Below are 23,330 nucleotides of genomic sequence, written 5' to 3' on the forward strand. Positions count from 1 at the left end.
AATCTGATTTATGACTAAAGCATTAACATCTTAGGTCTGTAAGATTTATTAATCCGGTATCTATAGTATACATACTGAGGTCATATTTAAGTGGTTGTGTTCATCCTTATTCAAACATTATGAAATTTAGCAGATCTTACAAATTCGTAGGACCGCTACGCCTAAACCGTAGAGTGTTTCTACCTATTATAAATCTGATTTTTTTATGTTATATGATTTAAGGATTGTCTTGATAATTTCTTATAAAAAGAAAATATCTCATAAAATTTTCAGCCAAAGTAAATCTACTATGAGTCATAGAAATAGGCTCTATGACTCATTTAATGGGTATTTTGTGAGTCATAGAAATAGGCTCTATGACTCATTTAATGAGTATTTTGTGAGCCATATAAAGCCTTACACAACTTCTGAGCTTGGCTTAAAATACGGAAGGCCTTAAAAGGTGGCATTCAAATCAACAGTTTGCACTTAATATCTATATATAAGATTTGGTTTGTTATCGATTTTGAACTAGTAACGAAGGATATATTGTTATATTCATCCTCATTTATTCCTGCTGCATAGGCTGCACGACTACCTCTCCCGCTGAGTGCACTCGCAGATGTGGCAATATTCACACTTTATAATTAGTGTTCAAACTTTATTATTCAGTGTTCAAACTTTTTCTACAGTGTTCAAACTTTATTGTACCGGCACACCATATCAGGCGACCTCCCCCGCCGCACGCCCAGAAGCCCAAGCCCACTGAAAATTAAAGCCACCCAACCAGCCGGTCACATCGAGTACTTCGCCGACAAAATACAGTCCCGGTTGAGTTTTACACTCCATAGTGCGTGAAGAAATCTGATCGGTATCTACACCACCGAGAGTCACTTCCGCAGTGCGATAGCCTTCAGTGCCAGCGGGAACCAGTGTCCAGGTCTGCAACTTGGCGCCGAGTTCCTGCAACTCTACGTCAGTAAACTGCTTGAGGGGGCGGCTGTCGATATGCTGCCGCTGCAAGAAAAACTGCACCAGCTTCTTAGTCCAAACCTCGGCCAATACACTGTGCAAGTGAATCTCCGGGCTCTCGCAACGGCGCTGTTGCAGCCAATCCGCCAAATCACGATCCGGGGCCAGATCAAAAGTTACTTTTTCGCCTTCGCGCCAGTGGCTGGATATTTGCAACACCGCGGGCCCACTCAACCCTCGATGCGTAAACAGCATCTGTTCGTGAAAGCTGCCCTCACCACAGGATGCCGTTACGGCCAGGGCACTACCGGGCAGACTATCTTGCCTTTCCAACTGGCGCTTATGCTGGGTAAAAGGCACCAGGGCCGCACGGGTGGGAATGATATTGAGCCCAAACTGACGAGCGATTTCGTAGCCAAAACCTGTGGCTCCCATGGTGGGAATCGACAGCCCACCCGTAGCTACCACCAAAGATTCACAGCGCACCGCCCCCAGACTGGTTTTCACCCAATAACCGCCCTGCCCCGACTCTATTGCTGAGATGGCACAGCGGGTACGGATCTGAGCCTTAGCCGCACGGCATTCAGCCAGTAACAGATCGAGAATATCCTTGGACTTGTTATCGCAAAACAGCTGGCCCAGGGTTTTCTCGTGGTAGGGGACCCCATGCTTTTCCACCAATGCAATAAAATCCCATTGGCTATAACGCGCCAGGGCAGACTTACAAAAGTGGGGATTGCGGCTGTAGAAATTTTCCGCACTGGTATAGAGGTTGGTAAAGTTACAGCGGCCACCGCCGGACATCAGGATCTTCTTGCCAACCTTATTGGCATGATCCAGTACCAGCACGCTGCGGCCGCGCTGGCCGGCTGTAGCCGCGCACATCAAACCCGCCGCCCCGGCGCCGATGATCAATACATCAACACACTCAGGCAGCTGGCTATTGGATACATCACTCATGTGTTAGGGCTGCGCAATCACCCTGATTCAGGTACGAGGGAGGGTCACGCCACGCTGACCCTGGTACTTACCACCGCGATCTGCGTAGGACACGTCACAAACCTCATCGGACTCGAAAAACAGCATCTGCGCGATACCTTCATTGGCGTAGATCTTCGCCGGTAAGTTGGTGGTGTTTGAAAACTCAAGGGTCACATGCCCTTCCCACTCCGGCTCCAACGGCGTTACATTGACGATAATGCCACAGCGCGCGTAAGTGGATTTGCCCAGGCAGATGGTCAGTACCGAGCGTGGAATACGGAAATACTCCACAGTGCGCGCCAGGGCAAAGGAGTTCGGCGGGATAATACAGTACTCCCCTTCCACATCGACAAAGCTGTTCTCATCGAAGGTCTTGGGGTCCACCGTGGCAGAGTGCACATTGGTGAAGATCTTAAACTCACCGGCACAGCGCACATCGTAACCGTAACTAGACGTACCATAGGAGATGAGTCGCTCGCCATCATTGCCATGGCGCACCTGGCCCGGCTCAAAAGGCTCAATCATGCCGTGCTGCTCTGCCATGCGGCGAATCCACTTATCGGACTTGATACTCACTCCGTCCCCCTGAAAACAATAGATAGATGCTCGAGATAGGTACTCGATAAAAGAGGCGGAATCATAGCGGGTTTGTGCTGTGCAAAAAAGTGCCAATCGACGCCTTTCGACCTTGTCGTCAACCAACGACTACTGTATAAATTCACAAATAGCTGTATGTACATACAGTTATCTAGCTAGATCCGATAGAAGACCGAGACAAGAATGCGGGGTAGCAATGTGAATAGAGCTAAAAATTCCTTACAAAACAATCAGTTGGACTGCCAAACCAACCCCTCAATCCAACTGCGACACTTTAGAGACAGGGAAGTCTCCCAGGCAGCCAATGAACCCCAGAGCCCAGGCGCAGCCACCGGTTTTGCTAGCTTGGACGCCCTACTCAAAGACCACGGCTGGCCGCGCGGTGCTACTACTGAATTGCTTGTAGGCCAGGCAAACTCCAACGAGCTGAGCCTCCTACTACCCATCCTGGCTCAGCTGACACAAAAGGGAGAGATGGTGATTCTAATCAAACCCCCGCTTACTCCCTGCGCCACAGAGCTTACCCAGTATGGCGTCCAGCTGGAGCACCTGTTGTTAGTCCACCCCCGCGACAAACGAGACTGCCTCTGGGCCATAGAGCAATCTCTACAATCCGGTGGCTGTAGTGCGGTTTTGAGCTGGCAGGGCAATCAGTCGATGAGTTATCGAGAGCTACAGCGCCTGCAGCAATCCGCCGAAGAAAGCGGCTGCCTGCACTTCCTGTTTCGCCCGCAAAGCGAATCTGCCAACCCTTCACCAGCCAGCCTACGTGTGCAGCTCAAATCTGATGGGCAGTTGGCTCTCAAACTCCTGAAGCAGCTCGGGGGTGCCCGTGGTCAGAATCTCTATTTAGCCAGGCGTGCGAGACTGGTCCTCCGCGACCAACCACTACACTAATCAGGTTATCCTATGCTCTGGCTCTGTATGCAGTTCCCCAAACTCCCCCTGGAGGTGCTTACTCGCGCGCAGGCAGAGAACTCGACTCCGCAAGTCGTCGTTGAAAAGCAGCTGGTTATCGAGCATAACCTGGCCGCAGCCCAGTGTGGAATTGTGAACGGCCTGAACATCACAACCGCATGTAATCTCTGCGCTGATCTACAGTTATTAAACCGCGATGCCCAACGAGAACAACTACAGTTGCAGCAACTGGCCCAGTGGGGCTACAGTTTTACACCGGTCGTCTCGCTCCAGCCGGCGAAACCCGCAAGCAGCGGGGAAAGCACAGCAGCTCTCCTTTATCTAGAGTTGAGCGGCTGCTTGACGGCTAACGGCGGCTTCAAAGCATTGATAGAACAGCTCCGCAGTGAGCTTAAGCTGATGGGGATTGATAGCATAATGGGGCTCAGCCACAGCCCCAGTGCCGCACGCCTGCTGAGCCAATTAGCAGAGCACCGCCAGTGGCTTTTACAGACATGTACCCCACCCAGCCCCCAGCAGTGGAAACAGTGGATAAGTTTGGCTCCAAGCAAATTACTCGACTGCGATAATAAAACCATTTCCAAACTCTACGCTTGCGACCTAAAAAGAGTCAGCCAACTACTCGCCATCCCCTTGTCAGAGGTGGGCTCTCGTTTTGGGCGCTCATTTGTCGACTACCTGGCCCGCCTCAATGGCAGCCGCCGGGACTCAGTTTGTCACTATCAACCGACAGCACAATTTACCAGCGAATTATTTTTCCCCACCCCGCTGAATAGCAGCGAACAACTGCTTTTCCCTATCCGGCGATTACTGCGAGAACTCTATTCACAAATGCAACGACGGCAACTCCACACCCAGCAATTGCACTGGCAACTGGACTTTGGCCAGGGTAATACCGAGACAATAACTGTAGAAATATCGACCCCACAGTTAGAGCCCCAGCGCCTGATAGCCCTAACCAAGCTGCGAGTGGGAAAGTTGCCCTTAAAGCATCCCGTACAGTCGATAAGCTTAAACTGCAACCAACTGGTGCCACTAAAGAAAGAGTTAGTGGCCAATGATTTATTTGGAAGTGACAACCAAGCCCATCGCAGCCAACAACTTTTAGACAAGTTAAAAGGCCGCCTTGGTCGCCAGGCTATCTCAGGAATTGCCCTTAAAGAGGGCTAGCCGTCAAAGCAGGCTTGGTAAATCGCGGACACCTGTTCATTGAGGGTAATTCTAAGGACTAACCAACTAAGCCCATTAAAGCGCTCAGCCGCAACTGGCTGCGGACTCGTCCACGCAAGTTAGAAAGCAGTGAGTACAAACTATTTTTCCAAGGCGAACTTTGTTGTTTTTTTCAGGATCGCAAGCTGGGAAATAATTTTTATAGTTAACTCTCAACCCCTGAAATCCTGACTCCAGCCGGAATGGCGAAATATTGCAATCTTACGCCTCTAACTTTTTTATATCAGTGTTTGGGACGATTAATTAAGACCGAACATTTATGGAAAAAGGAAGAGTACTTGTAGTTATTAGCTGCTGACCTCAATTAGCTAACCTCAGTGGCAGCAATAAATATATTGCCACCTATTGAAAAGCATCTACGAAAAAACAGGCGGATATAGACTTAGGACAAATCATTAGGAATTTTCGCCAAGATCAGCCCCTCGACTTTTTAGAGAAACAAGCCTTGCAAGTGAGGTAACTAAGACTATAACGCAACTTAGGCAATCGGTAGATTAGAGGTTGGCAACCACTCACTTTGAATACATAAGTGCAAAAAAAAGGCCACGCTAACGCATGGCCCTTAAATAAAACACTAAACTCGGTTTCAGGCTAAGACTTAATAGAAACCTTTACACAGTTTGTCGTCTACACATGATCCAGAGTAAGCCCAGGTTACTGCGTTGTTGGCAATAGTGGGGGTCAGGGTTAGAACCAGACCACCCTGAGCTGCACTACCGGTCAAGGTTAAAGCACCAGAAGCAGCGTCAATTGCTGCAGAGGCAATGTTTTGATCATTGTCTAAGTCACCAGCAGCAGGAATGCCAGGGCCACCATCAATATCTGCCACAGCAGTAATCTCACCAGTTTGCACTGCTACATTCACCGCTGTCTGGAAGGCGCCCGCTGCAGCAGTCATACCTACAGCACGCGCGGACTTCTGGTAGTTTTCATAAGCAGGCAGCGCAACGGCAGCCAAAATACCAATGATTGCCACTACAATCATCAATTCAATAAGAGTAAAACCCTGTTGCTTTTTCATTGTAACCGTCTCCATACAGACTTAAATAAATATGAATTCCGTGAGGAAAAGCATCCTGTGAGGAAATCAGAGAATACGATACAAGGTTTGTGCCAATTCTTGCAAGCTGCCGAATGTCATAGCCACCACGATTGAGAAGTTAGTCACTCCACTAACCGCACAGGTGCTCTCAGACAACACTATATGACACGCCCCTCCAAAGAGTGACAAAAATTGTCAAAATAGATCTCTCCAATGATGCTAACCACATTCGCGAACTTCTGATTTGGCTCACTTCGGCTAATTCGTTATATTTACTTGGGCTATGCTATCAGCAGTGATCCAGCTCAGCCCCAAAAGATATAAAGATATGTAGGCGTAAACTCTGCAATAACACTATTTGGCACTCCAATCCATGACAACTTCCCCTCTTAGCGGCTTGGCAAAACGCTTGGTTGCAGACCAGGTGCTTAATGAAGCAACAGCAATTTCGGCAATCAAAGCTGCTCGTAGAGAAAATCAAACTTTCGCCCAACATGTAATTGAGGCCAAACTGGTCTCAGCAAAAGAGCTTGCCAACATCGCCTCCCTTGCTTTTGGCACCCCCCTTTTTGAGTTAGGAAGCTATAACTTTGAGCTGATTCCAAAAGATATCATTGATGAAAAACTGATCAGCAAACATTTTACGCTACCGCTTTACAAGCGAGGCGGTCGTCTCTTTGTTGCCGTAGCAGACCCAACCAATCTCGCCGCCTTAGATGAAATCAATTTCAGCACTGGCCTAAACACTGATGCAGTTCTAGTTGAAGCCGATAAGCTCGGCAAAGCTATCGAAAGCTATCTATCTCAAAACGATGATATGAGTGCTGGGCTAGGGGGTGTTGACGATGAAGAACTGGACGGGCTAGATATCGACGATAATGAGCCAGATACCAGCAATGACGGTGAACTAGGTGGAGATGAAGCGCCGGTTGTTCGATTCGTTAATAAAGTTCTATTGGACGCAATTCGTACAAATGCCTCTGATATTCACTTTGAACCCTATGAAAAATCTTACAGGGTACGCTTCCGAACCGATGGTGTACTACACGAAATTGCCAAGCCTCCAATCCAATTAGCCAGCCGACTTTCAGCTCGCCTAAAAGTAATGTCCAGGATGGATATTTCCGAAAAGCGAGTGCCGCAGGATGGTCGCATTAAAATGAAGCTCTCCAAAACCAAGGCAATTGATTTTCGTGTAAATAGCCTACCGACCTTGTGGGGAGAAAAGATTGTATTGCGCATACTGGATCCCTCCTCTGCCAAGCTGGGCATTGATGCTCTTGGCTATGAGGATGAACAGAAAAAAATCTATATGGATGCACTGGCCCAACCACAAGGGATGATCCTGGTAACAGGCCCTACCGGCTCCGGTAAGACTGTCTCATTATATACAGGCCTCAATATTCTCAATACGCCTGAACGCAATATATCCACTGCTGAAGACCCTGTAGAAATCAATCTGGAGGGCATCAACCAGGTCAACGTATCCAATAAGGTGGGCCTCAACTTTGCCGAGGCATTGCGCTCATTCCTACGACAAGACCCAGACATCGTAATGGTGGGGGAAATACGGGATTTGGAGACAGCAGAAATCGCTATTAAAGCAGCACAAACCGGACACCTAGTGCTATCCACACTGCATACAAATTCAGCACCCGAGACCCTAACACGCCTAATGAATATGGGGGTACCTACTTTTAATATTGCCACCTCGGTCAGTGTGATTATTGCCCAACGCCTTGCGCGGCGCTTATGCAACGAGTGCAAGAAGCCTGTAAATCTACCCAGCGAAGTACTTGAGGCTGAGGGCTTTAGTAACGTTACTATCCCCCAGAGTGAGTGGAGCATCTATCAGCCGGTTGGATGCGAGCATTGCTCCAAGGGCTATAAGGGGCGTGTGGGTGTGTATGAAGTGGTTCGCATTACCGACGGTATCTCAAGAATTATAATGGAAGGCGGCAACTCGATTCAGATCGCTGATAAAGCTAGAGAAGAAGGCTTTAACAATTTAAGAACCTCCGCTTTACGCAAAGTAGTAATGGGAATAACCAGTCTCGAAGAGGCAAACCGGGTAACTAAAGATTAGCTCTCAGTACACAATTAATCAGTACCAGACTAGGCACAAGCTTCAGTATTTACAGGTAAAAACATCAACGCTGCAGATAAGTAAGAAACCGTTGATAGTAAAGACAGAGTAGGAAAACACTTATGGCCAACGCCACAGCAGTCCCATATATCTACAAAGGGGTGGATAGCAAAGGAGCCAAGGTTCAGGGAGAAATTAATGGCACCAGTCCAGCGCTGGTGAAGGCCCAGCTGCGCAAACAGGGGATTATTGCTAATCGCGTCCAGAAAAAGCCCAAACCTTTATTTGGGGGAGGCAAGAAAAAAGTTAAACCCGCAGATATTGCCCTATTTACCAGGCAGATGGCTACCATGATGAAAGCTGGGGTTCCTTTAGTGCAAAGCTTTGAAATTGTCGCCGATGGCTTAGACAACCAAGGAGTTAAAGAACTTATTTTTAAAATTCGAGACGAAGTTGCTTCAGGCACTGCCTTTGCCGATGCCCTTCGAAAACATCCTCTTTACTTTGATAATCTATTTTGCAACCTAGTCGCTTCCGGTGAACAATCCGGGGCACTTGAAACAATGCTAGATAGGATTGCCACTTATAAAGAAAAAACGGAGTCACTTAAAGCTAAAATTAAGAAAGCGATGACCTATCCTATTGCTGTTATCGTTGTAGCTATTATTGTTACTTCTATTCTACTGATTAAAGTTGTTCCTCAATTTGCCCAAACATTCTCCGGCTTTGGTGCAGACCTGCCAGCCTTTACACTATTAGTTGTAAGTATGTCAGAATGGATGCAAGCCAATTGGTTTTTCGCATTATTAGCGACGGTTATAAGTATTGGCGGCACTATTGAAGCCAAAAAACGAAATAAAAATGTCGCCGATTTTTTTGATCGATTGATATTAAAAATTCCAATCTTAGGACAGATCACTTATAACTCCATTGTCGCACGCTTTGCTAGAACTCTCTCTACAACCTTCGCAGCGGGTGTCCCACTGATTGATGCGCTGAAGTCAGTGGCCGGAGCAACAGGAAATACTATTTATCAGGAAGCAACCTTAAAAGTTAGGGACGCTGTAGCAACAGGAATTCCCCTCAACACCGCACTACGTACGTCTGGGCTATACCCAGCTATGCTGGTGCAGATGACAGCAATCGGTGAAGAGTCCGGCGCATTGGATGAGATGCTGGGAAAGGCAGCAGATTATTACGAAGAAGCGGTAGACAATATGGTAGATAACCTTACCACCCTTTTGGAGCCCATGATTATGGCCGTACTCGGTATCCTGGTGGGCGGCCTGATGATTGCAATGTACCTACCCATCTTCCAGCTGGGCCAAGTTGTATAAAAAATAATGCCAGAATATTTATTTTCATATCCAGCGCTGCTAATAGGCAGCGCTTTTATTTTAGGCCTAGTCATAGGCAGCTTCCTCAATGTGGTTATCCTGCGCCTGCCTGTAATGATGGAGCGGGAATACAAGCGGGATTTTTATAGCTACTTCAATACAAAACCAGACCTTTTGGAACAGAAAGAGCTGGATAAACCCTTTAACCTGGTACTACCCAACTCACACTGCCCTAAATGCAAAACCGAGATTAAACCCTGGCAAAATATTCCTGTAATCAGTTATCTACTTTTGCGTGGTAAATGTGGTTCTTGCGGCACGCCCATTCCCATGCGTTACCCTTTCGTTGAGCTGGCTACTGGCATTCTCACCGCGGTAGTGGTTTGGCAGTTGGGCTTTACCTGGCAGGCACTGGCTGGCTGTGTCTTTACCTGGGCCTTGGTGGCACTTACTGGTATCGACTTCGATAAGCAGTTATTACCAGACAGTATTACCTTACCTCTACTCTGGGGCGGCCTACTGATAAACCTGTGGGGTATTTTTGTTCCGCCGCAAGATGCCGTTATTGGGGCTATTGCCGGTTATCTTTCTTTGTGGCTGGTATTTCATATCTTCAAGCTGGTTACCGGTAAAGAGGGGATGGGAGCTGGAGATTTCAAGATACTCGCAGCTATCGGTGCTTGGTTTGGCTGGCAGATGCTGCCTTTGGTAATTCTGCTCTCTGCTGCTGTGGGCGCTATTGCCGGTATAACCTGGAGCCTGGCAGTTGGGCGAGATCGCAATCTGCCGATTGCCTTTGGCCCTTACTTGGCAGGTGCCGGCTGGATTGCCATGCTGTGGGGTGAGCAGATTGTCGGTTGGTACCTGAACTTTTCCGGTCTGTAGTCAACCAGAGCTATCTGATTATTTTACAATCCAATTACCCTTTGTAAAGCAAGTGAATTACCATTAACCCGGCTACTAAATTGCCGGGTTTCTTGTTTTTGGCCCCAAGTTATTTTTCCAGGGAGGTAACCCATTGTTCCGAGTAGGCTTAACTGGAGGCATAGGCAGTGGCAAGTCGGCTGCCGCTGGATACTTCCGCGAACTGGGTATTCATGTGGTGGATGCGGACTGGGCCGCCCGGGTGGTCGTACAACCAGGTAGGCCTGCGCTAGAGCAGATTGCTCAGCATTTCGGAGCGAATATCTTGCTTGAAAGTGGTGAGCTGGACCGGGCGCAGCTACGTGCCTTAATATTTAATAATTCTGAGGAGCGGACCTGGTTAGAGGGGCTACTACACCCACTAATTCGCGAGGAGATTATCAACTCCCTGGAAAAAAGCACCAGCCCCTACGCGATACTGGAGTCGCCACTACTCATCGAGTCCGGCCAGTATGAGTTGGTAGATAGAATCTGCGTTGTGGACTTGCCGGAAAGTTTACAATTAGAGCGGGCCAGCGCTAGGGATGTCAATCACCCGGAACAGATCCGCAAAATCATGGCAGCACAACTCAGCAGGCAGGAACGCCTGGCCAAGGCCGATGATGTGCTGGACAATACCTCGGGCTTGGTGGAGTTGCGCAGCCAAATAGAAGCCCTACACCAGAAGTATTTGCAATTGGCGAAGCCTTAGCGCGACTCTATGCTTTAAAAGTAGCCTGCTCAGACACTAACTATCACATCGAAAAAGTTGTACCTAAACCCACTATGTCGAAACCCAAAGAAGCCCCGACGCTAAATTGCCCCACCTGCAAAAAGCCCATCGAGTGGAGCGATAAGTTTCCCTTCAAGCCTTTTTGCAGCGAGCGCTGTAAGTTAATTGATCTGGGGGAGTGGGCCAGTGAGGGACACAAGATTCCGGGTGAGCCTATCTACGATGATGTATTGAGTGACGACCTGGACCCGAGCAAGCAGCGCCATTAAGTCCAGATCTATGATTGCAGCCTATGCACAAGACTCTGCCAAAACTTTACATAGGCGCGCTCGATTTAAACTTCCACAGCCTCGATGGCCTCAATAATCGCCTGGTTGGCATCTGGGAACTGATAATTCTTTAGCTCCTTTACCGCCACCCAGGCAGTCTCCTGCCCTTCGCGTCCCTGGGCCTCACCTGTAAATGCCGTTACCTGCCAGGTATCGAGAAGTACGGTTTTTTCTGCATAGTCATGCTGAATTTTCAGCAGAGGCTGTAGCTGTTGCACTTCAATCGCAACTTCTTCGCGCAACTCACGGGTGAGAGCCTGCTGTACGCTTTCCCCAGCCTCCACCTTGCCACCAGGGAACTCCCAGCGCCCCCCCATATGCAAATGATCGGGGCGTCGGGCAATTAAAATTTTGCCGTCGCTGCGACGGACAATACCAACAGCAACATGAATCACACGGCTCACAACAACTCCTCAGGTGCGGTATTCGGCGTTAATCGTGACATACTCATGAGAGAAGTCACAGGTCCAAATATGCTCGCGGGCGTTACCGCGGCCCAGTTCTATGCGAATGGTAAACTCAGACTGAGAAAACACCTGTTCGCCCTGCTCTTCCCGGTAGTTAGCAAAGCGGCCTCCGGCCTCCACGACTTGTACGGTGTCCAGATAAATATTGACCTTGCCGGTATCCAAGCCGTTCGGCAGTGCATTACCAATCGCCATCACCAAGCGACCCCAGTTAGGGTCTGAAGCGTAGAGCGCAGTCTTTACCAGGGGAGAGTTACCCACCTCGAAGGCGACTCTAAGAGCCTCGTCACTACTCTCTGCCCCCTCCACCTGCACAGTGACAAATTTAGTGGCCCCTTCTCCGTCCCTAACCACCTCCTTGGCCAGCTCGATATGCACCTGAGTGATGGCTTGCATCAATTCGCTGTAACCCTCGTCAGTGGGACTATTTATAGGCTTGCCCGTCACTCCGCTGGCAATCAGCACGCAGGCATCATTGGTTGAGGTATCACCATCCACGCTGACACGATTAAAGGAAGCATTAACGGCCTCCTTCACCATTCGATCCAGCAATGGCTGCGCGATACTGGCATCGGTAGCGACATAGGCGAGCATGGTCGCCATATTTGGCTGAATCATGCCGGAACCCTTGGCGATCCCCACGACCGTAATTTCTTCACCGCCTATATTCAGGAGACGCTTGGCGGTTTTCGGGCGGGTATCAGTAGTCATAATGGCTTTTGCCGCCCGCCCCCATCCGCTTTCGATAAGCTCAGTCGCAGCTGTGGGGATGGCATCCAGTAATCGCTGCAAGGGTAGATGCTCGCCGATAACGCCGGTACTAAAAGGCAATACCCGCTCTGCACGAACACTCACCGCTTCGGCCACTGCCGCGCAGCAGGCCCTGGCGTCGCTTAGACCGCGCTCACCAGTGGCCGCGTTGGCATTACCTGCGTTCACCAGCAGGGCACGGATATTTCCCTGTCCGATATGCTCTTTGGCTACCAATACCGGTGCGGCGCAAAAGCTGTTCTGGGTAAAGGTGGCCGACACCGATGCACCTTCGGCGACCTCTATTAACAACAGGTCATCACGGGACCAGTCTTTGATCTTGGCGGGTACACTGGCAAGGCGAACCCCTTTTACAGGAGGAAGTAGTGATTCAGGCATAACGGTTCAACTTAAGCACCAGCTTCGGCTGCTTTAATAAAAGCTAGCCTTAGGTAGAAAAGCGTCATTATTAGATTCTGGCCCCACTGAGGCAAGAATTATCCGCACTTAATGCGGGCCAACCACATAAATCCGCAGAATATTTTTCATCAGAGTGAAAAAATACCCCGCGTAAAGCGGGGTATTTCTTGTTAGAGCAATTCCGATCAGAGAGTTATCAGCTCTGGGTAGAGGAGGCCAGCTTGCCGTGGCACTGCTTGTACTTCTTGCCGGAACCACAGGGGCATGGGTCATTGCGGCCAACCTTGGGTCCGCGGCGCTCTGGAGCCGGGGCCGCCTGCTGCTGAGGTTCACTCTCTGGGAGAGCCGAGGCCTCGGCGTGCTGAAGCTCCAACTGTTGCTTGCGCTGCTCTTCCAAACGGCGCTGCTCCAGTTCGTCCATTTGCTCGCGAGTCATGGGTTCCACATGGGCGAGAATGCGCACCACTTCGTGCTTAAGGTTTTCCAACATGCTTTGGAACAGGTGGAATGACTCACGCTTGAACTCCTGCTTGGGGTTCTTGTTGGCGTAAGCGCGCAAGCCAATACCCGCTCTCAGGTGATCCATGCTGGAAAGGTGCTCCTTCCACAGCTGATCCAACACCTGCAACATGATCTGACGCTCCACGGTGGGCATCAGGTTGGCGTCGCCGGAGGATTCACTGATACGCTCCACCTTGGTGGCGTAAGCGGCTTGCGCTTCGGCAACAACCTTCTCGCGCAGCGTTTCCTCGTGCAGGTTGCGGTCTTCATCCAGCCATTTTTGGATAGGCAGCTCAATGCCCAGCTCACCGGCCAGCTGCTGCTCCAGCGCCGGGATATCCCACTGCTCCTCAACACTCTGTGGCGGGACTGAAGCCGAGATAATTTCATTCACAACGTCTTCGCGAATCGCGTTGATGGTATCGCTGATCTGATCGGCTTCAAGCAGCTCATTGCGCTGACTGTAAATCACCTGACGCTGATCGTTGGCCACATCATCGTATTCCAGCAATTGTTTGCGGATATCGAAGTTGCGCCCTTCCACGCGGCGCTGGGCTTTCTCAATCGCATTGGACACCATGCGGTGCTCGATAGCTTCACCGCGCTCCATTCCTAGCATCTGCATAAAATTCTTCACCCGGTCAGAGGCGAAGATACGCATCAGGTTATCTTCTAAAGACAGGTAGAAACGAGTTACACCCGGGTCGCCCTGGCGCCCGGCACGGCCACGCAACTGGTTATCGATACGACGGGATTCGTGGCGCTCGGTGCCGATAATGTGCAAGCCGCCAGCTTCGATCACCTGCTCGTGGCGCTTCTTCCACCCCTCTTTCACCTTGGCTACTTCCGCCTCACTCAAGGCGCTGCCTTTTTCCTGGGCCAGAGCTTCCGCTTCGGCTTCCCAGTTACCACCCAGCACAATATCGGTACCACGACCAGCCATATTGGTGGCGATGGTGACCGTACCGGGGCGACCAGCCTGAGCAATGATATGCGCTTCGCGTTCATGGTACTTGGCGTTTAGCACCTGGTGCTGGATACCCGCCTTCTGCAGCATGTGCGACATTTCTTCGGAAGTCTCGATAGAAGCGGTACCCACGAGGATCGGCGCCTGCTTTTCACGGCAGAACTTAATGTCCTCAATAATGGCTTCCATCTTCTCTTCTTTGCTCAGGTAGACCAGATCGTTGAGGTCATCCCGCTGAATATCTTTATTGGTGGGGATCACCACCACATCCAGACCATAAATCTGCTGGAATTCAAACGCCTCGGTATCAGCGGTACCGGTCATACCGGAAAGCTTCGGATAGAAACGGAACAGGTTTTGGAAAGTAGTGGAAGCCAGCGTCTGACTCTCACTCTGGATCTGAACATTTTCCTTAGCTTCCAAAGCCTGGTGCAAACCTTCAGACAGACGACGGCCAGGCATGGTGCGGCCGGTGTGCTCATCGATCAGCACGACCTGGCCATTTTGCACGATATAGTCCACATCCCGGTTAAATAGCACCTGGGCACGCAGCGCAGCGTGTACATGGTGTAACAGACCCAGGTTACCGGGCGCATACAGGGACTGGTCTTCCTTCATCAGGCCGCTGCGGGACAACAGCTCCTCCACCAGCTGGTGACCCTGCTCAGTCAACTCTACCTGACGGGTCTTCTCATCAACCGTATAGTGTCCCTCACCGCCTTCCTCGGCACGTTCGAGCTGCGGAATCAGCTTGTTCATGGCCAGGTACAAGTGAGAGGAATCTTCTGCTGCACCGGAAATAATTAGCGGGGTACGCGCTTCATCGATCAGGATGGAGTCCACCTCATCCACGATGGCGAAGTTTTGCGGGCGCTGGGTGCGATCTTCCTTGCGCAACACCATATTGTCACGCAGGTAGTCGAAACCGAATTCATTGTTGGTGCCGTAGGTGATATCAGCCTGATAGGCGGCCTTCTTATCGTCCGGATGCTGCTGGGAAACAATCACTCCCACCGTCAAACCGAGGAATTCATAAACCGGGCGCATCCAGTTGGCATCCCGCGATGCCAGGTAATCGTTGACCGTCACAATATGCACACCCTTACCTTCCAGGGCGTTCAAGTAGGCCGGCAATGTCGCCACCAGGGTTTTACCTTCACCGGTACGCATTTCAGCGATGCGACCTTCGTGCAGCGTCATACCCCCAATCAGCTGTACATCGAAGTGGCGCATACCCAGTGTACGACGACCAGCTTCACGCACTACCGCGAATGCTTCAGGCAGCAGCTGGTCCAGAGTCTCACCATCTGCAATACGCTTTTTAAACTCTTCTGTTTTGGCGCGAAGAGCTGCATCGTCCAGCTTCTGGAAATCCTCTTCCAGCGCGTTGACTTTCTCCACGATGCGTCGCATGCGCTTCAGCTCGCGGTCATTTTTTGTACCAAAGACCGATTTAATCAGTTTGCCAATCATTATCTAGAAACCACTTATCTTATGTGCGCTGTCGGCGCTAATGCTGGGCAGATATTGCACCGACACTCCTTTATGCGAGGGGTGCAAGTAAACAGGAAGGCGCAAGCGCTGGCAACTCTTATGCCAAGCTGCCAGCATTTGCGCGTAAGGGAAGAATAGTTGTTATCTGCCTGTGCGGCGGATGTAGCTGGCCGGGTCGACGGTGCGATTATTCTTGAAGATTTCGAAGTGCACATGAGGGCCAGTAGAGCGTCCACTGGAGCCCATCTGAGCAATTACCTGGCCTTTTTTAACCACATCACCGAGGCCAACATTGAGTTCACTGTTGTGGCCGTAGCGGGTGGAATAACCATTGCCATGGTTAATTTCCACCAGTTGTCCGTAGCCGTGGCGCTCATCGGCCCAGGTAACTACCCCTGCGGCAACGGATACTACGTCTGAACCCATCTTGCCAGCAAAGTCGACACCTTTATGCCAAGTGCGACGTCCGGTGAAGGGATCGGTGCGATAACCGTAACGGGAGGACATCCAGCCTTTAGTGATCGGGCGCCCGGCGATAAACTGCTCATCTTCAAGCTGCAGATTCGCCATCAGGGATTCGAGGGTGTTCAGCTGCATCTGGCGATCGTCCACCTTGTGGGACAATTCACCAATCACTTCAAGAAATTCAGGAGGCTGGTAAGGCAGCTCTGAAGCCCCAGCGATACCGGGATCTTCCGGCCCCCCCACCGCGGGGGCAGCGCTGAATTCGAATTCACCCTCGTCGAGGTTAGCCGCTGCGGTAAGACGCTCACCCACGGCATCCAGGCGTGTTAGACGGGCCTGCAACTCGGCCAGCTTTACTGTAAGCGCGGCGAGTTGCTCGTGAGCCTCACGGTCGGCCTCATCAATTTCCTGCTGCTGCTTACGCAGAGCACGTTCCCACGCCTTGGCCGTGCGAGCATCGAACAAATCGGTTTTGGTCACAGGCAGATTGGCGCCCAGGAAAAAAGCACCAACCGGGAGACCCAACAGGCACAAGCTCAGTAGTGCCTTGCTCAGTCCACCAAAGTTGAAGCTGCGGGTGGCGCCACGCTCATTGACCAGTATTACTTTCATAACAAGCAGGAGAAATTCGATATTTTGTAGTTTTGTTGTCTCTATAAGTGAGACGAGACTCCAGTGCAGTACCTCACACTAATGGAGCGGTAAACCTAAACATCCGGAAGAAAGTAAGGTTACCAGAATTGCATCAACCTTCTCTGGTGATTCAGTCACGTAAAAAAGCCGGCAGTATAATGCCGGCTTCTTGCAGAATTTAAACAGCCAAAATCGGCTTGACGTAGGAGATTGGAGCCTCTTGCTCCCCCTCGAAAGTCACCATTTCCCAGGCATCTTTCTGGGTCATCAGATGACGCAGGGACTTATTGTTCAGAGAGTGGCCAGATTTAAAGGCTTTAAACTCACCAATCAGGCTGGTGCCAAGCAGGTAAAGGTCACCAATGGCATCGAGAATCTTGTGTTTCACAAATTCGTCTTCGTAACGCAACCCACCTTCGTTCAAAATACGATACTGGTCGATTACGATAGCGTTATCCACGGAGCCGCCTTGAACCAAGCCCTTAGAGCGCAGGTATTCAATTTCGTGCATAAACCCGAAAGTGCGTGCGCGACTCACCTCTTTCACAAAAGAGGTGCTGGAGAAGTCCACGGAAGAGGTCAGATTGCGCCCCTGGAATACCGGGTGGTCAAAGTCAATGGTAAAGGAGACCTTAAAACCATTGAACGGCAGGAAACTGGCAACTTTATCGCCCTCTTCCACCGTAATCGGCTTCTTGATACGCAGGAATTTCTTCGGCGCGGATTGCTCCTGAATACCGGCAGACTGGATCAGGAATACAAAAGGACCGGCACTGCCGTCCATGATCGGCACTTCCTGGGCGGACAGCTCGACAATCGCATTGTCGATACCAAGGCCAGCCATTGCCGAAAGCAAGTGCTCAACGGTAGCAATGCGGACATCGTCCTTCACCAGAGTAGTGGAAAGCAGTGTATCGCCCACATTCTCTGCGCGGGCTTCAATTTCGACCACCGGATCCAAGTCCGTTCTACGGAACACGATGCCGGTGTCTACGGGAGCCGGCTTAAGGGTCAGAACGACCTTTTTGCCAGTGTGCAGACCTACGCCAGTGGCGCGAATAGCATTTTTAAGCGTGCGCTGTTTGATCATGAAACTATCTTTTCCCAGTCGGTGGTCTACGCATAATGCGCAGCAAGCCGCCGATATTAGCACAATTGCGACGCCAATACCAATTGTGGGCGCGTGGTCAACTCAACACACCGCCACCGTCCTTCCAAGGATAGTTTAAAAAAAGATTGGAGCGCCACATCTCAGTCGCAGATACAGTATTCTAAGACTACGAGCGCCAGGATCACTGTAAAAAATTGTTAATTATACCCACCAGTCACTTTGCTTGACTCTCATTGCCTTCAGCGAATGCCCGATGACAACTGCATGACTAAGGCAAACTCTTTACTATCACAGAGCTCAACTCTCTAAGCTAAGGCGAGCTAAACTGAGGCCAGCCAAGATGCTGCAATAAGCCGCACCGCAGAGGCGACACCCAACCTTAAGTTGGGTGGACATGAGCAGTGTACTGCCTCTGCGGCGGCTACACTCAGTCTGCCTGACGGCGTAAGAATGCCGGAATATCCAGGTATTCCATATCAGCATCTGCCGGGTTCAGAGACGGAGCTGGGCGCTTGGGACGCTCGACATCTACCCGCGGGCGGGTGTCGGCAGCACTCTCGCGAGAAGCCAGCCCCGAAGCTCCGTGACTTTCTCGCATATCGCGCATATCGCGGCTCTCACGAACATCGCGGGATTCACGCACTTCACGCGCTTCCGGACGACGTGTGTTATCCACAACCTTGGCTGGTCGAACCGCAGGGGTTCCCTCACCCAGGCCAGCGGCTACAACGGTCACCCGCATCTCATCACCCAGCTTGTCATCCACTGCGGTTCCAATAACCACAGTGGCTTCATCAGAGGCGATTTCCTGTACGATCTCACCAACTTCGGAGTATTCGCCCAGGGTCAGCTCCTGACAACCAGCCTCTTCACTACCGGTGATAATGTTGACCAGAATACCGCGGGCACCGGCAAGGTTAACGTTATCCAACAATGGGCTGCGTACAGCTTTCTCCGCCGCTTCACGGGCACGGTTCTCACCAACAGCAGAGCCGGAGCCCATCATCGCCATACCCATTTCAGACATCACCGTGCGCACATCGGCAAAGTCCACATTCATAATGCCAGGACGGATCATCAGATCGGCAATACCCTGTACCGCTCCGAGCAACACGTTGTCAGCCTCTTTATAGGCGGACTTCATGGTGATCTTACTACCCAGCACTTCCAACAGGCGATCGTTGGGAATAGTAATCAGAGAGTCGACTTTATCGCGCAGCTCGAGAATTCCCTCTTCGGCTACCACGGTGCGCTTGCGACCTTCAATTTTGAATGGACGGGTAACAACAGCTACGGTGAGGATGCCGAGCTCTTTGGCAATTTCAGCCACAATCGGCGCACCACCCGTGCCAGTACCACCGCCCATACCAGCGGTGATGAAAACCATATCAGCACCGTTCAAGACTTCGGCGATGCGATCGCGGTCCTCCAGAGCGGATTGACGGCCAATATCAGGGTTGGCCCCAGCACCCAGACCGCGGGTAATGGTGTTGCCAAGCTGCAGGATTGTTTGCGCTTCGACATCTTTCAGCGCCTGAGCGTCGGTGTTCGCGCAGATAAAATCCACACCTTCCACGTCACTGGCAATCATATGCTTCACAGCATTGCCACCGCCGCCGCCGACTCCTATTACCTTGATGACAGGTTTATCCTGTACGCTATCAACTAGCTCGAACATCGCTGTTCCCCTTTCTTGCTCATGTCGAATTTTACAGCCACGCCTAAAAAAAATCCCTTATGGGACGGCTAATTCTGGTTGCATGCTATTACAAATTTCCACGAAACCAGTGCTTTACTTTGTCCCACCACTGATTATCGTTGCGCGCAGGCTGGGTTTTTCCTTCGGTAACCACTTCCTGTTGCATCGCGTACATCAATAATCCAACTCCGGTGGAATAAATTGGGTTGCTCACAATATCGGTCAACCCAGAAATTCCCTGAGGTACCGCGAGACGCACCGGCATATGGAAAATTTCCTCAGCCAGCTCAACTGCACCCTCCATTTTTGAAGAGCCCCCAGTTAAAACCACACCGGCTGCGCACAGGTCCTCAAAACCACTGCGACGCAGTTCCGCCTGTACCAGGGTAAATAGCTCGTCGTAACGAGGCTCTACCACTTCGGCCAGAGCCTGGCGAGATAAATCCCGGGGCTCCCGATCCCCCACACTCGGCACTTTAATGGTTTCACCTTCCCGTGCCAGCTTTGCCAAAGCACAGGCATATTTTATTTTTAAATCTTCGGCGTGCGGTGTCGGGGTCCGCAAAGCCATCGCAATATCGTTAGTCACCTGGTCCCCAGCTATGGGAATCACCCCAGTGTGACGAATTGAACCACCGGTAAATACCGCGATATCGGTGGTGCCACCACCGATATCCACCATACAAACACCCAGCTCTTTTTCATCTTCAGTCAGCACTGCGTAGCTGGAAGCCAGCTGTTCGAGAATGACATCCTCTACTTCAAGACCGCAGCGGCGGATGCATTTCTCAATATTTTGTGCAGCATTGACCGCACCACTGACCAAATGCACTTTCGCTTCCAGGCGCACGCCGGACATTCCCAACGGCTCTTTTACGCCCTCCTGATTGTCGATCAGGTACTCTTGCGGCAGCGTGTGCAAAATTTTTTGGTCTGCGGGAATGGCGACCGCTCGAGCCGCATCGATTACCCGGTCCAAATCCTGCTGAGTTACCTCGCGATCTTTAATCGCCACAATACCGTGAGAGTTGAGGCTCCGAATATGGCTGCCCGCAATACCGGCATAGACAGAATGAATTTCACATCCCGCCATTAATTCAGCTTCTTCTATGGCACGCTGAATAGATTGCACAGTGGATTCAATATTTACCACCACACCTTTTTTCATTCCGGTGGAGCGATGGGAGCCAATACCGACAATATTGAGATCCCCATTGGCAGATACCTCACCCACGATGGCAACTACTTTAGAGGTGCCGATATCCAGCCCAACAATCATGCGCTGATCGGATACTTGTGTCATTTTTGTTCCAACCTCGCTGGGCCATGTCCCGGTTTTTCATTAGTTATCAACCGAACCACCGCCTTCGCTTTTAAACTTTATTTTCAACTGCGGCTATTGCCGCTTCCCTGTTTGCTCTTGCTCGTTCTTCCATTGAACCGCTACCGCGTTGCCGTAACGGGTATCTACCTCGGCTACTTTTTGTAAATAAGGTTCGAGTAGTCCACGACTCAAAGTGAGAAAGCGGTTAACTCGCTCCAACAGTGCCTCATGACCGAGTTTTAATTCAATTCCCGACATTAACTCCAGATGCCAGCCACTCAGGTCATCAAATGACAACCGTTTTACTTCCATATCTCGCGTGGTCAAAAGCCCCGCAAGCGCTTGGTACTGGGACATGATCTGCCCCACCAACTCTTCATCTCCAGCAAGCTCAGGTAGCGTACCTACCTGCATTTGCGCCGGTCGTGGCAGCAGTGCACCGCTGGCAACCAGCAAACGATCATGTCCCCAGACTGCAAGTGGCTGCGCCTCGGTGACTTCAACAACAACACCTTTAGGCCAACGGCGACTTATGGAGACCCTGGTAATCCACGGCTGCTCAACCAATGCGGTGCGCATCGCGCGGATATCAACAGAAAAAAAACCCGCTTGCAAATACGGCAGTAAAATTTCTTTTATCTGCTCTTCAGTAACTGCATTAAAAGTTCCGCGGACCTCCACCTGCTCCAGCGCATCAACCCTACTGAGCTGAATTGCCGGCAGGCGCTGCCAAAGCCAATAACCACCTGTAACGACCCCAAAGGACAAGATCAGAAAAACAATTGAAAGTAACCAGGGGCGCCAGTGGATTCTGCCCTCCTGCCTTTGCCCGAGGGGGCGGGCTCCACGAACCTGGGCCTGCTTAGCTCTCACATTTTTTTTCTGTGTGGACCTCACTTACACTCAAGCCTCAAGGTCTTTCTCACCTAGGCGCCACTCTGCCAGCCTTTGTGAAAGAGCACCAACATTGCCAGCTCCCTGAGTCAGTACCACATCACCTGGCTCCAAAAGATCAGCCAAGATAGGTGGAACCTGATCAACAGTCTCGACAAAAATCGGATCAACTTGGCCCCTATTGCGCAAGCTGCGCGCCAACGTTCGTCCATCAGCCCCAGCTATCGGCGCCTCGCCGGCACTGTACACATCCAACAAAATTAATTTGTCCACTTCGGACAGAACCTGAACGAAATCCTCAAACAAATCTCGGGTTCGTGTATAGCGATGGGGCTGATAAACCATCACCAAGCGCCGCTCGGGCCAGCCATCGCGCACAGTTCTGATAGTTGCCGCCACTTCACGTGGGTGGTGGCCATAATCGTCCACCAACATCACTTTTTCTGCGTTACTGTCGTCACTAATAGAGAAATCCCCATAAATCTGGAAACGACGACCCACCCCTTGAAAACCTTGTAAACCTTTTTGAATCGCTTCATCGCCAATGCCTTCATCGGTGGCGACAGCAATGGCCGCGGTAGCGTTCAGTACATTGTGAATACCTGGAGTATTTACCGAGACCTCCAGCAGGTCACCCGCCGGGCGCTGCACCTTAAAGTGACTGCGTAAAGGCTCTTGCTTCACCTCGACGATGCGAAAATCATTGCCCTCGGCAAACCCATAGGTCAGCACAGGGCGGGAAAACTTCGGTATCACTTCCAGCACATTGGCATCATCACCACAGACCACGGCGAGACCATAAAAAGGCAGGTTGTGAACAAAATCAATAAAGATTTGCTTAACCTTCTCGAAGTCCCCACCATAGGTCTCCATATGGTCCGCATCGATATTCGTAATCACCGTCACCATCGGTTGAAGGTGAATAAAAGACGCATCACTCTCATCCGCCTCGGCAATCAGATAACGGCTCTCCCCTAGTGCAGCATTGGCGCCGGCCGAGTTAACCAATCCACCAATCACAAAAGTGGGATCTTTTTTATCCGCAGCAAAAATTGAGGCGATCAGGCTCGTGGTTGTGGTCTTACCATGTGTACCAGCGACGGCGATGCCATAACGGTAACGCATCAGCTCGCCAAGCATCTCTGCACGACGGACAACCGGGATACGGTTTTCATGGGCTGCGACCAGCTCGGGGTTATCGCCATGCACTGCGGAGGAATTCACAACCACATCGACACCGCGAATATTTTCCGCGCTGTGTCCAATTTGCACTTTCACACCCAGCTTTTGCAGTCGATCTGTAACGGTCGACTCGCGAAGATCGGAGCCAGAAACCTCGTATCCCTGGTTCTGCAGTACTTCGGCAATACCACTCATGCCCGCACCGCCAACACCAATGAAGTGGATGCGACGAATGCGGCGCATCGTCGGTACAGCGTAACTTTTTTCCAACTTGGTACGCTCAGAAGCCATACTTTCTAACCTTGATCCACTCGTG

At 50.8% G+C, this 23,330-nt stretch carries 19 protein-coding genes; 7 read left to right on the plus strand and 12 right to left on the minus strand.

Annotated features, from left to right (window positions below):
* Positions 1-702: 702 nt before the first annotated feature.
* Both FIU95_RS14800 and dcd read right to left on the minus strand, forming a co-directional pair.
* Complete coding sequence (locus FIU95_RS14800) at positions 703-1,911, minus strand: NAD(P)/FAD-dependent oxidoreductase (RefSeq protein ID WP_152454497.1); 1,209 nt, start codon at positions 1,909-1,911, stop codon at positions 703-705.
* A 27-nt stretch (positions 1,912-1,938) separates the two neighbouring features.
* A complete protein-coding gene (dcd, locus tag FIU95_RS14805) occupies positions 1,939-2,508 on the minus strand; it encodes a dCTP deaminase (protein WP_152454498.1) in 570 nt (189 codons plus the stop codon).
* 219 nt (positions 2,509-2,727) lie between these two features.
* On the opposite strand from dcd, the gene imuA reads away from it, so the two are divergent.
* Both imuA and FIU95_RS14815 read left to right on the plus strand, forming a co-directional pair.
* Positions 2,728-3,426 carry a translesion DNA synthesis-associated protein ImuA gene (gene imuA / locus FIU95_RS14810; protein ID WP_253868663.1) on the plus strand — a complete coding sequence of 233 codons (699 nt, stop codon included), beginning with the start codon at positions 2,728-2,730 and terminating at the stop codon, positions 3,424-3,426.
* A gap of 12 nt (positions 3,427-3,438) precedes the next feature.
* A complete protein-coding gene (locus FIU95_RS14815; RefSeq protein ID WP_152454500.1) occupies positions 3,439-4,617 on the plus strand; it encodes a DNA polymerase Y family protein in 1,179 nt (392 codons plus the stop codon).
* A 658-nt stretch (positions 4,618-5,275) separates the two neighbouring features.
* Here FIU95_RS14815 and FIU95_RS21630 read toward each other — a convergent pair.
* The gene (locus tag FIU95_RS21630; protein WP_152454501.1) at positions 5,276-5,698 is read right to left on the minus strand and encodes a prepilin-type N-terminal cleavage/methylation domain-containing protein; all 423 of its coding nucleotides are present in this window, start codon (positions 5,696-5,698) and stop codon (positions 5,276-5,278) included.
* Between the two features lie 394 nt (positions 5,699-6,092).
* Here FIU95_RS21630 and pilB point away from each other — a divergent pair, with 394 nt between their 5' ends.
* The 5 genes from pilB to yacG all read left to right on the plus strand — a co-directional run bounded on the left by pilB (position 6,093) and on the right by yacG (position 11,047).
* Positions 6,093-7,805 carry a type IV-A pilus assembly ATPase PilB gene (gene pilB, locus FIU95_RS14825; protein WP_152454502.1) on the plus strand — a complete coding sequence of 571 codons (1,713 nt, stop codon included), beginning with the start codon at positions 6,093-6,095 and terminating at the stop codon, positions 7,803-7,805.
* A gap of 122 nt (positions 7,806-7,927) precedes the next feature.
* A complete protein-coding gene (locus FIU95_RS14830; protein ID WP_152454503.1) occupies positions 7,928-9,142 on the plus strand; it encodes a type II secretion system F family protein in 1,215 nt (404 codons plus the stop codon).
* A gap of 6 nt (positions 9,143-9,148) precedes the next feature.
* Entirely contained in the window at positions 9,149-10,027 is an 879-nt protein-coding gene (locus FIU95_RS14835; RefSeq protein ID WP_152454504.1) for an A24 family peptidase, read from the plus strand.
* Between the two features lie 133 nt (positions 10,028-10,160).
* Positions 10,161-10,757, plus strand: a complete 597-nt coding sequence (gene coaE, locus FIU95_RS14840) for a dephospho-CoA kinase (RefSeq protein ID WP_152454505.1) — start codon at positions 10,161-10,163, stop codon at positions 10,755-10,757.
* A 74-nt stretch (positions 10,758-10,831) separates the two neighbouring features.
* On the plus strand, positions 10,832-11,047 hold the full coding sequence (gene yacG / locus FIU95_RS14845) for a DNA gyrase inhibitor YacG (protein ID WP_152454506.1): 216 nt from the start codon (positions 10,832-10,834) through the stop codon (positions 11,045-11,047).
* A 65-nt stretch (positions 11,048-11,112) separates the two neighbouring features.
* Here the strand turns inward: yacG and mutT are convergent, their stop codons facing one another.
* The 9 genes from mutT to murC form a co-directional block, all read right to left on the minus strand.
* Positions 11,113-11,511, minus strand: a complete 399-nt coding sequence (gene mutT / locus FIU95_RS14850) for an 8-oxo-dGTP diphosphatase MutT (RefSeq protein ID WP_152454507.1) — start codon at positions 11,509-11,511, stop codon at positions 11,113-11,115.
* Positions 11,512-11,520: 9 nt separating this feature from the next.
* Complete coding sequence (gene argJ, locus FIU95_RS14855) at positions 11,521-12,723, minus strand: bifunctional glutamate N-acetyltransferase/amino-acid acetyltransferase ArgJ (RefSeq protein ID WP_152454508.1); 1,203 nt, start codon at positions 12,721-12,723, stop codon at positions 11,521-11,523.
* 217 nt (positions 12,724-12,940) lie between these two features.
* A complete protein-coding gene (gene secA, locus FIU95_RS14860) occupies positions 12,941-15,685 on the minus strand; it encodes a preprotein translocase subunit SecA (protein WP_152454509.1) in 2,745 nt (914 codons plus the stop codon).
* 162 nt (positions 15,686-15,847) lie between these two features.
* On the minus strand, positions 15,848-16,783 hold the full coding sequence (locus tag FIU95_RS14865) for a M23 family metallopeptidase (protein ID WP_152454510.1): 936 nt from the start codon (positions 16,781-16,783) through the stop codon (positions 15,848-15,850).
* 199 nt (positions 16,784-16,982) lie between these two features.
* A complete protein-coding gene (gene lpxC, locus FIU95_RS14870; RefSeq protein ID WP_152454511.1) occupies positions 16,983-17,894 on the minus strand; it encodes a UDP-3-O-acyl-N-acetylglucosamine deacetylase in 912 nt (303 codons plus the stop codon).
* Between the two features lie 448 nt (positions 17,895-18,342).
* Positions 18,343-19,593, minus strand: coding sequence for a cell division protein FtsZ (ftsZ, locus tag FIU95_RS14875; RefSeq protein WP_152454512.1), 1,251 nt, complete (start codon positions 19,591-19,593; stop codon positions 18,343-18,345).
* A gap of 88 nt (positions 19,594-19,681) precedes the next feature.
* Entirely contained in the window at positions 19,682-20,917 is a 1,236-nt protein-coding gene (gene ftsA, locus FIU95_RS14880; RefSeq protein WP_152454513.1) for a cell division protein FtsA, read from the minus strand.
* A gap of 93 nt (positions 20,918-21,010) precedes the next feature.
* Entirely contained in the window at positions 21,011-21,811 is an 801-nt protein-coding gene (locus FIU95_RS14885; protein WP_152454514.1) for a cell division protein FtsQ/DivIB, read from the minus strand.
* A gap of 30 nt (positions 21,812-21,841) precedes the next feature.
* Entirely contained in the window at positions 21,842-23,305 is a 1,464-nt protein-coding gene (gene murC, locus FIU95_RS14890) for a UDP-N-acetylmuramate--L-alanine ligase (protein WP_152454515.1), read from the minus strand.
* Between the last annotated feature and the right edge of the window lie 25 nt (positions 23,306-23,330).

The sequence above is a fragment of the Microbulbifer sp. THAF38 genome, assembly GCF_009363535.1.
Taxonomy (GTDB): domain Bacteria; phylum Pseudomonadota; class Gammaproteobacteria; order Pseudomonadales; family Cellvibrionaceae; genus Microbulbifer.

Coding starts and splice junctions, on each gene's coding strand:
- FIU95_RS14830 (WP_152454503.1), top strand. CDS start 7,928: ATGGCCAACGCCACAGCAGTCCCATATATCTACAAAGGGGTGGATAGC.
- yacG (WP_152454506.1), top strand. CDS start 10,832: ATGTCGAAACCCAAAGAAGCCCCGACGCTAAATTGCCCCACCTGCAAA.
- argJ (WP_152454508.1), bottom strand. CDS start 12,723: ATGCCTGAATCACTACTTCCTCCTGTAAAAGGGGTTCGCCTTGCCAGT.
- pilB (WP_152454502.1), top strand. CDS start 6,093: ATGACAACTTCCCCTCTTAGCGGCTTGGCAAAACGCTTGGTTGCAGAC.
- ftsA (WP_152454513.1), bottom strand. CDS start 20,917: ATGACACAAGTATCCGATCAGCGCATGATTGTTGGGCTGGATATCGGC.
- secA (WP_152454509.1), bottom strand. CDS start 15,685: ATGATTGGCAAACTGATTAAATCGGTCTTTGGTACAAAAAATGACCGC.
- FIU95_RS14835 (WP_152454504.1), top strand. CDS start 9,149: ATGCCAGAATATTTATTTTCATATCCAGCGCTGCTAATAGGCAGCGCT.
- FIU95_RS14815 (WP_152454500.1), top strand. CDS start 3,439: ATGCTCTGGCTCTGTATGCAGTTCCCCAAACTCCCCCTGGAGGTGCTT.
- FIU95_RS21630 (WP_152454501.1), bottom strand. CDS start 5,698: ATGAAAAAGCAACAGGGTTTTACTCTTATTGAATTGATGATTGTAGTG.
- FIU95_RS14800 (WP_152454497.1), bottom strand. CDS start 1,911: ATGAGTGATGTATCCAATAGCCAGCTGCCTGAGTGTGTTGATGTATTG.
- ftsZ (WP_152454512.1), bottom strand. CDS start 19,593: ATGTTCGAGCTAGTTGATAGCGTACAGGATAAACCTGTCATCAAGGTA.
- murC (WP_152454515.1), bottom strand. CDS start 23,305: ATGGCTTCTGAGCGTACCAAGTTGGAAAAAAGTTACGCTGTACCGACG.
- FIU95_RS14865 (WP_152454510.1), bottom strand. CDS start 16,783: ATGAAAGTAATACTGGTCAATGAGCGTGGCGCCACCCGCAGCTTCAAC.
- lpxC (WP_152454511.1), bottom strand. CDS start 17,894: ATGATCAAACAGCGCACGCTTAAAAATGCTATTCGCGCCACTGGCGTA.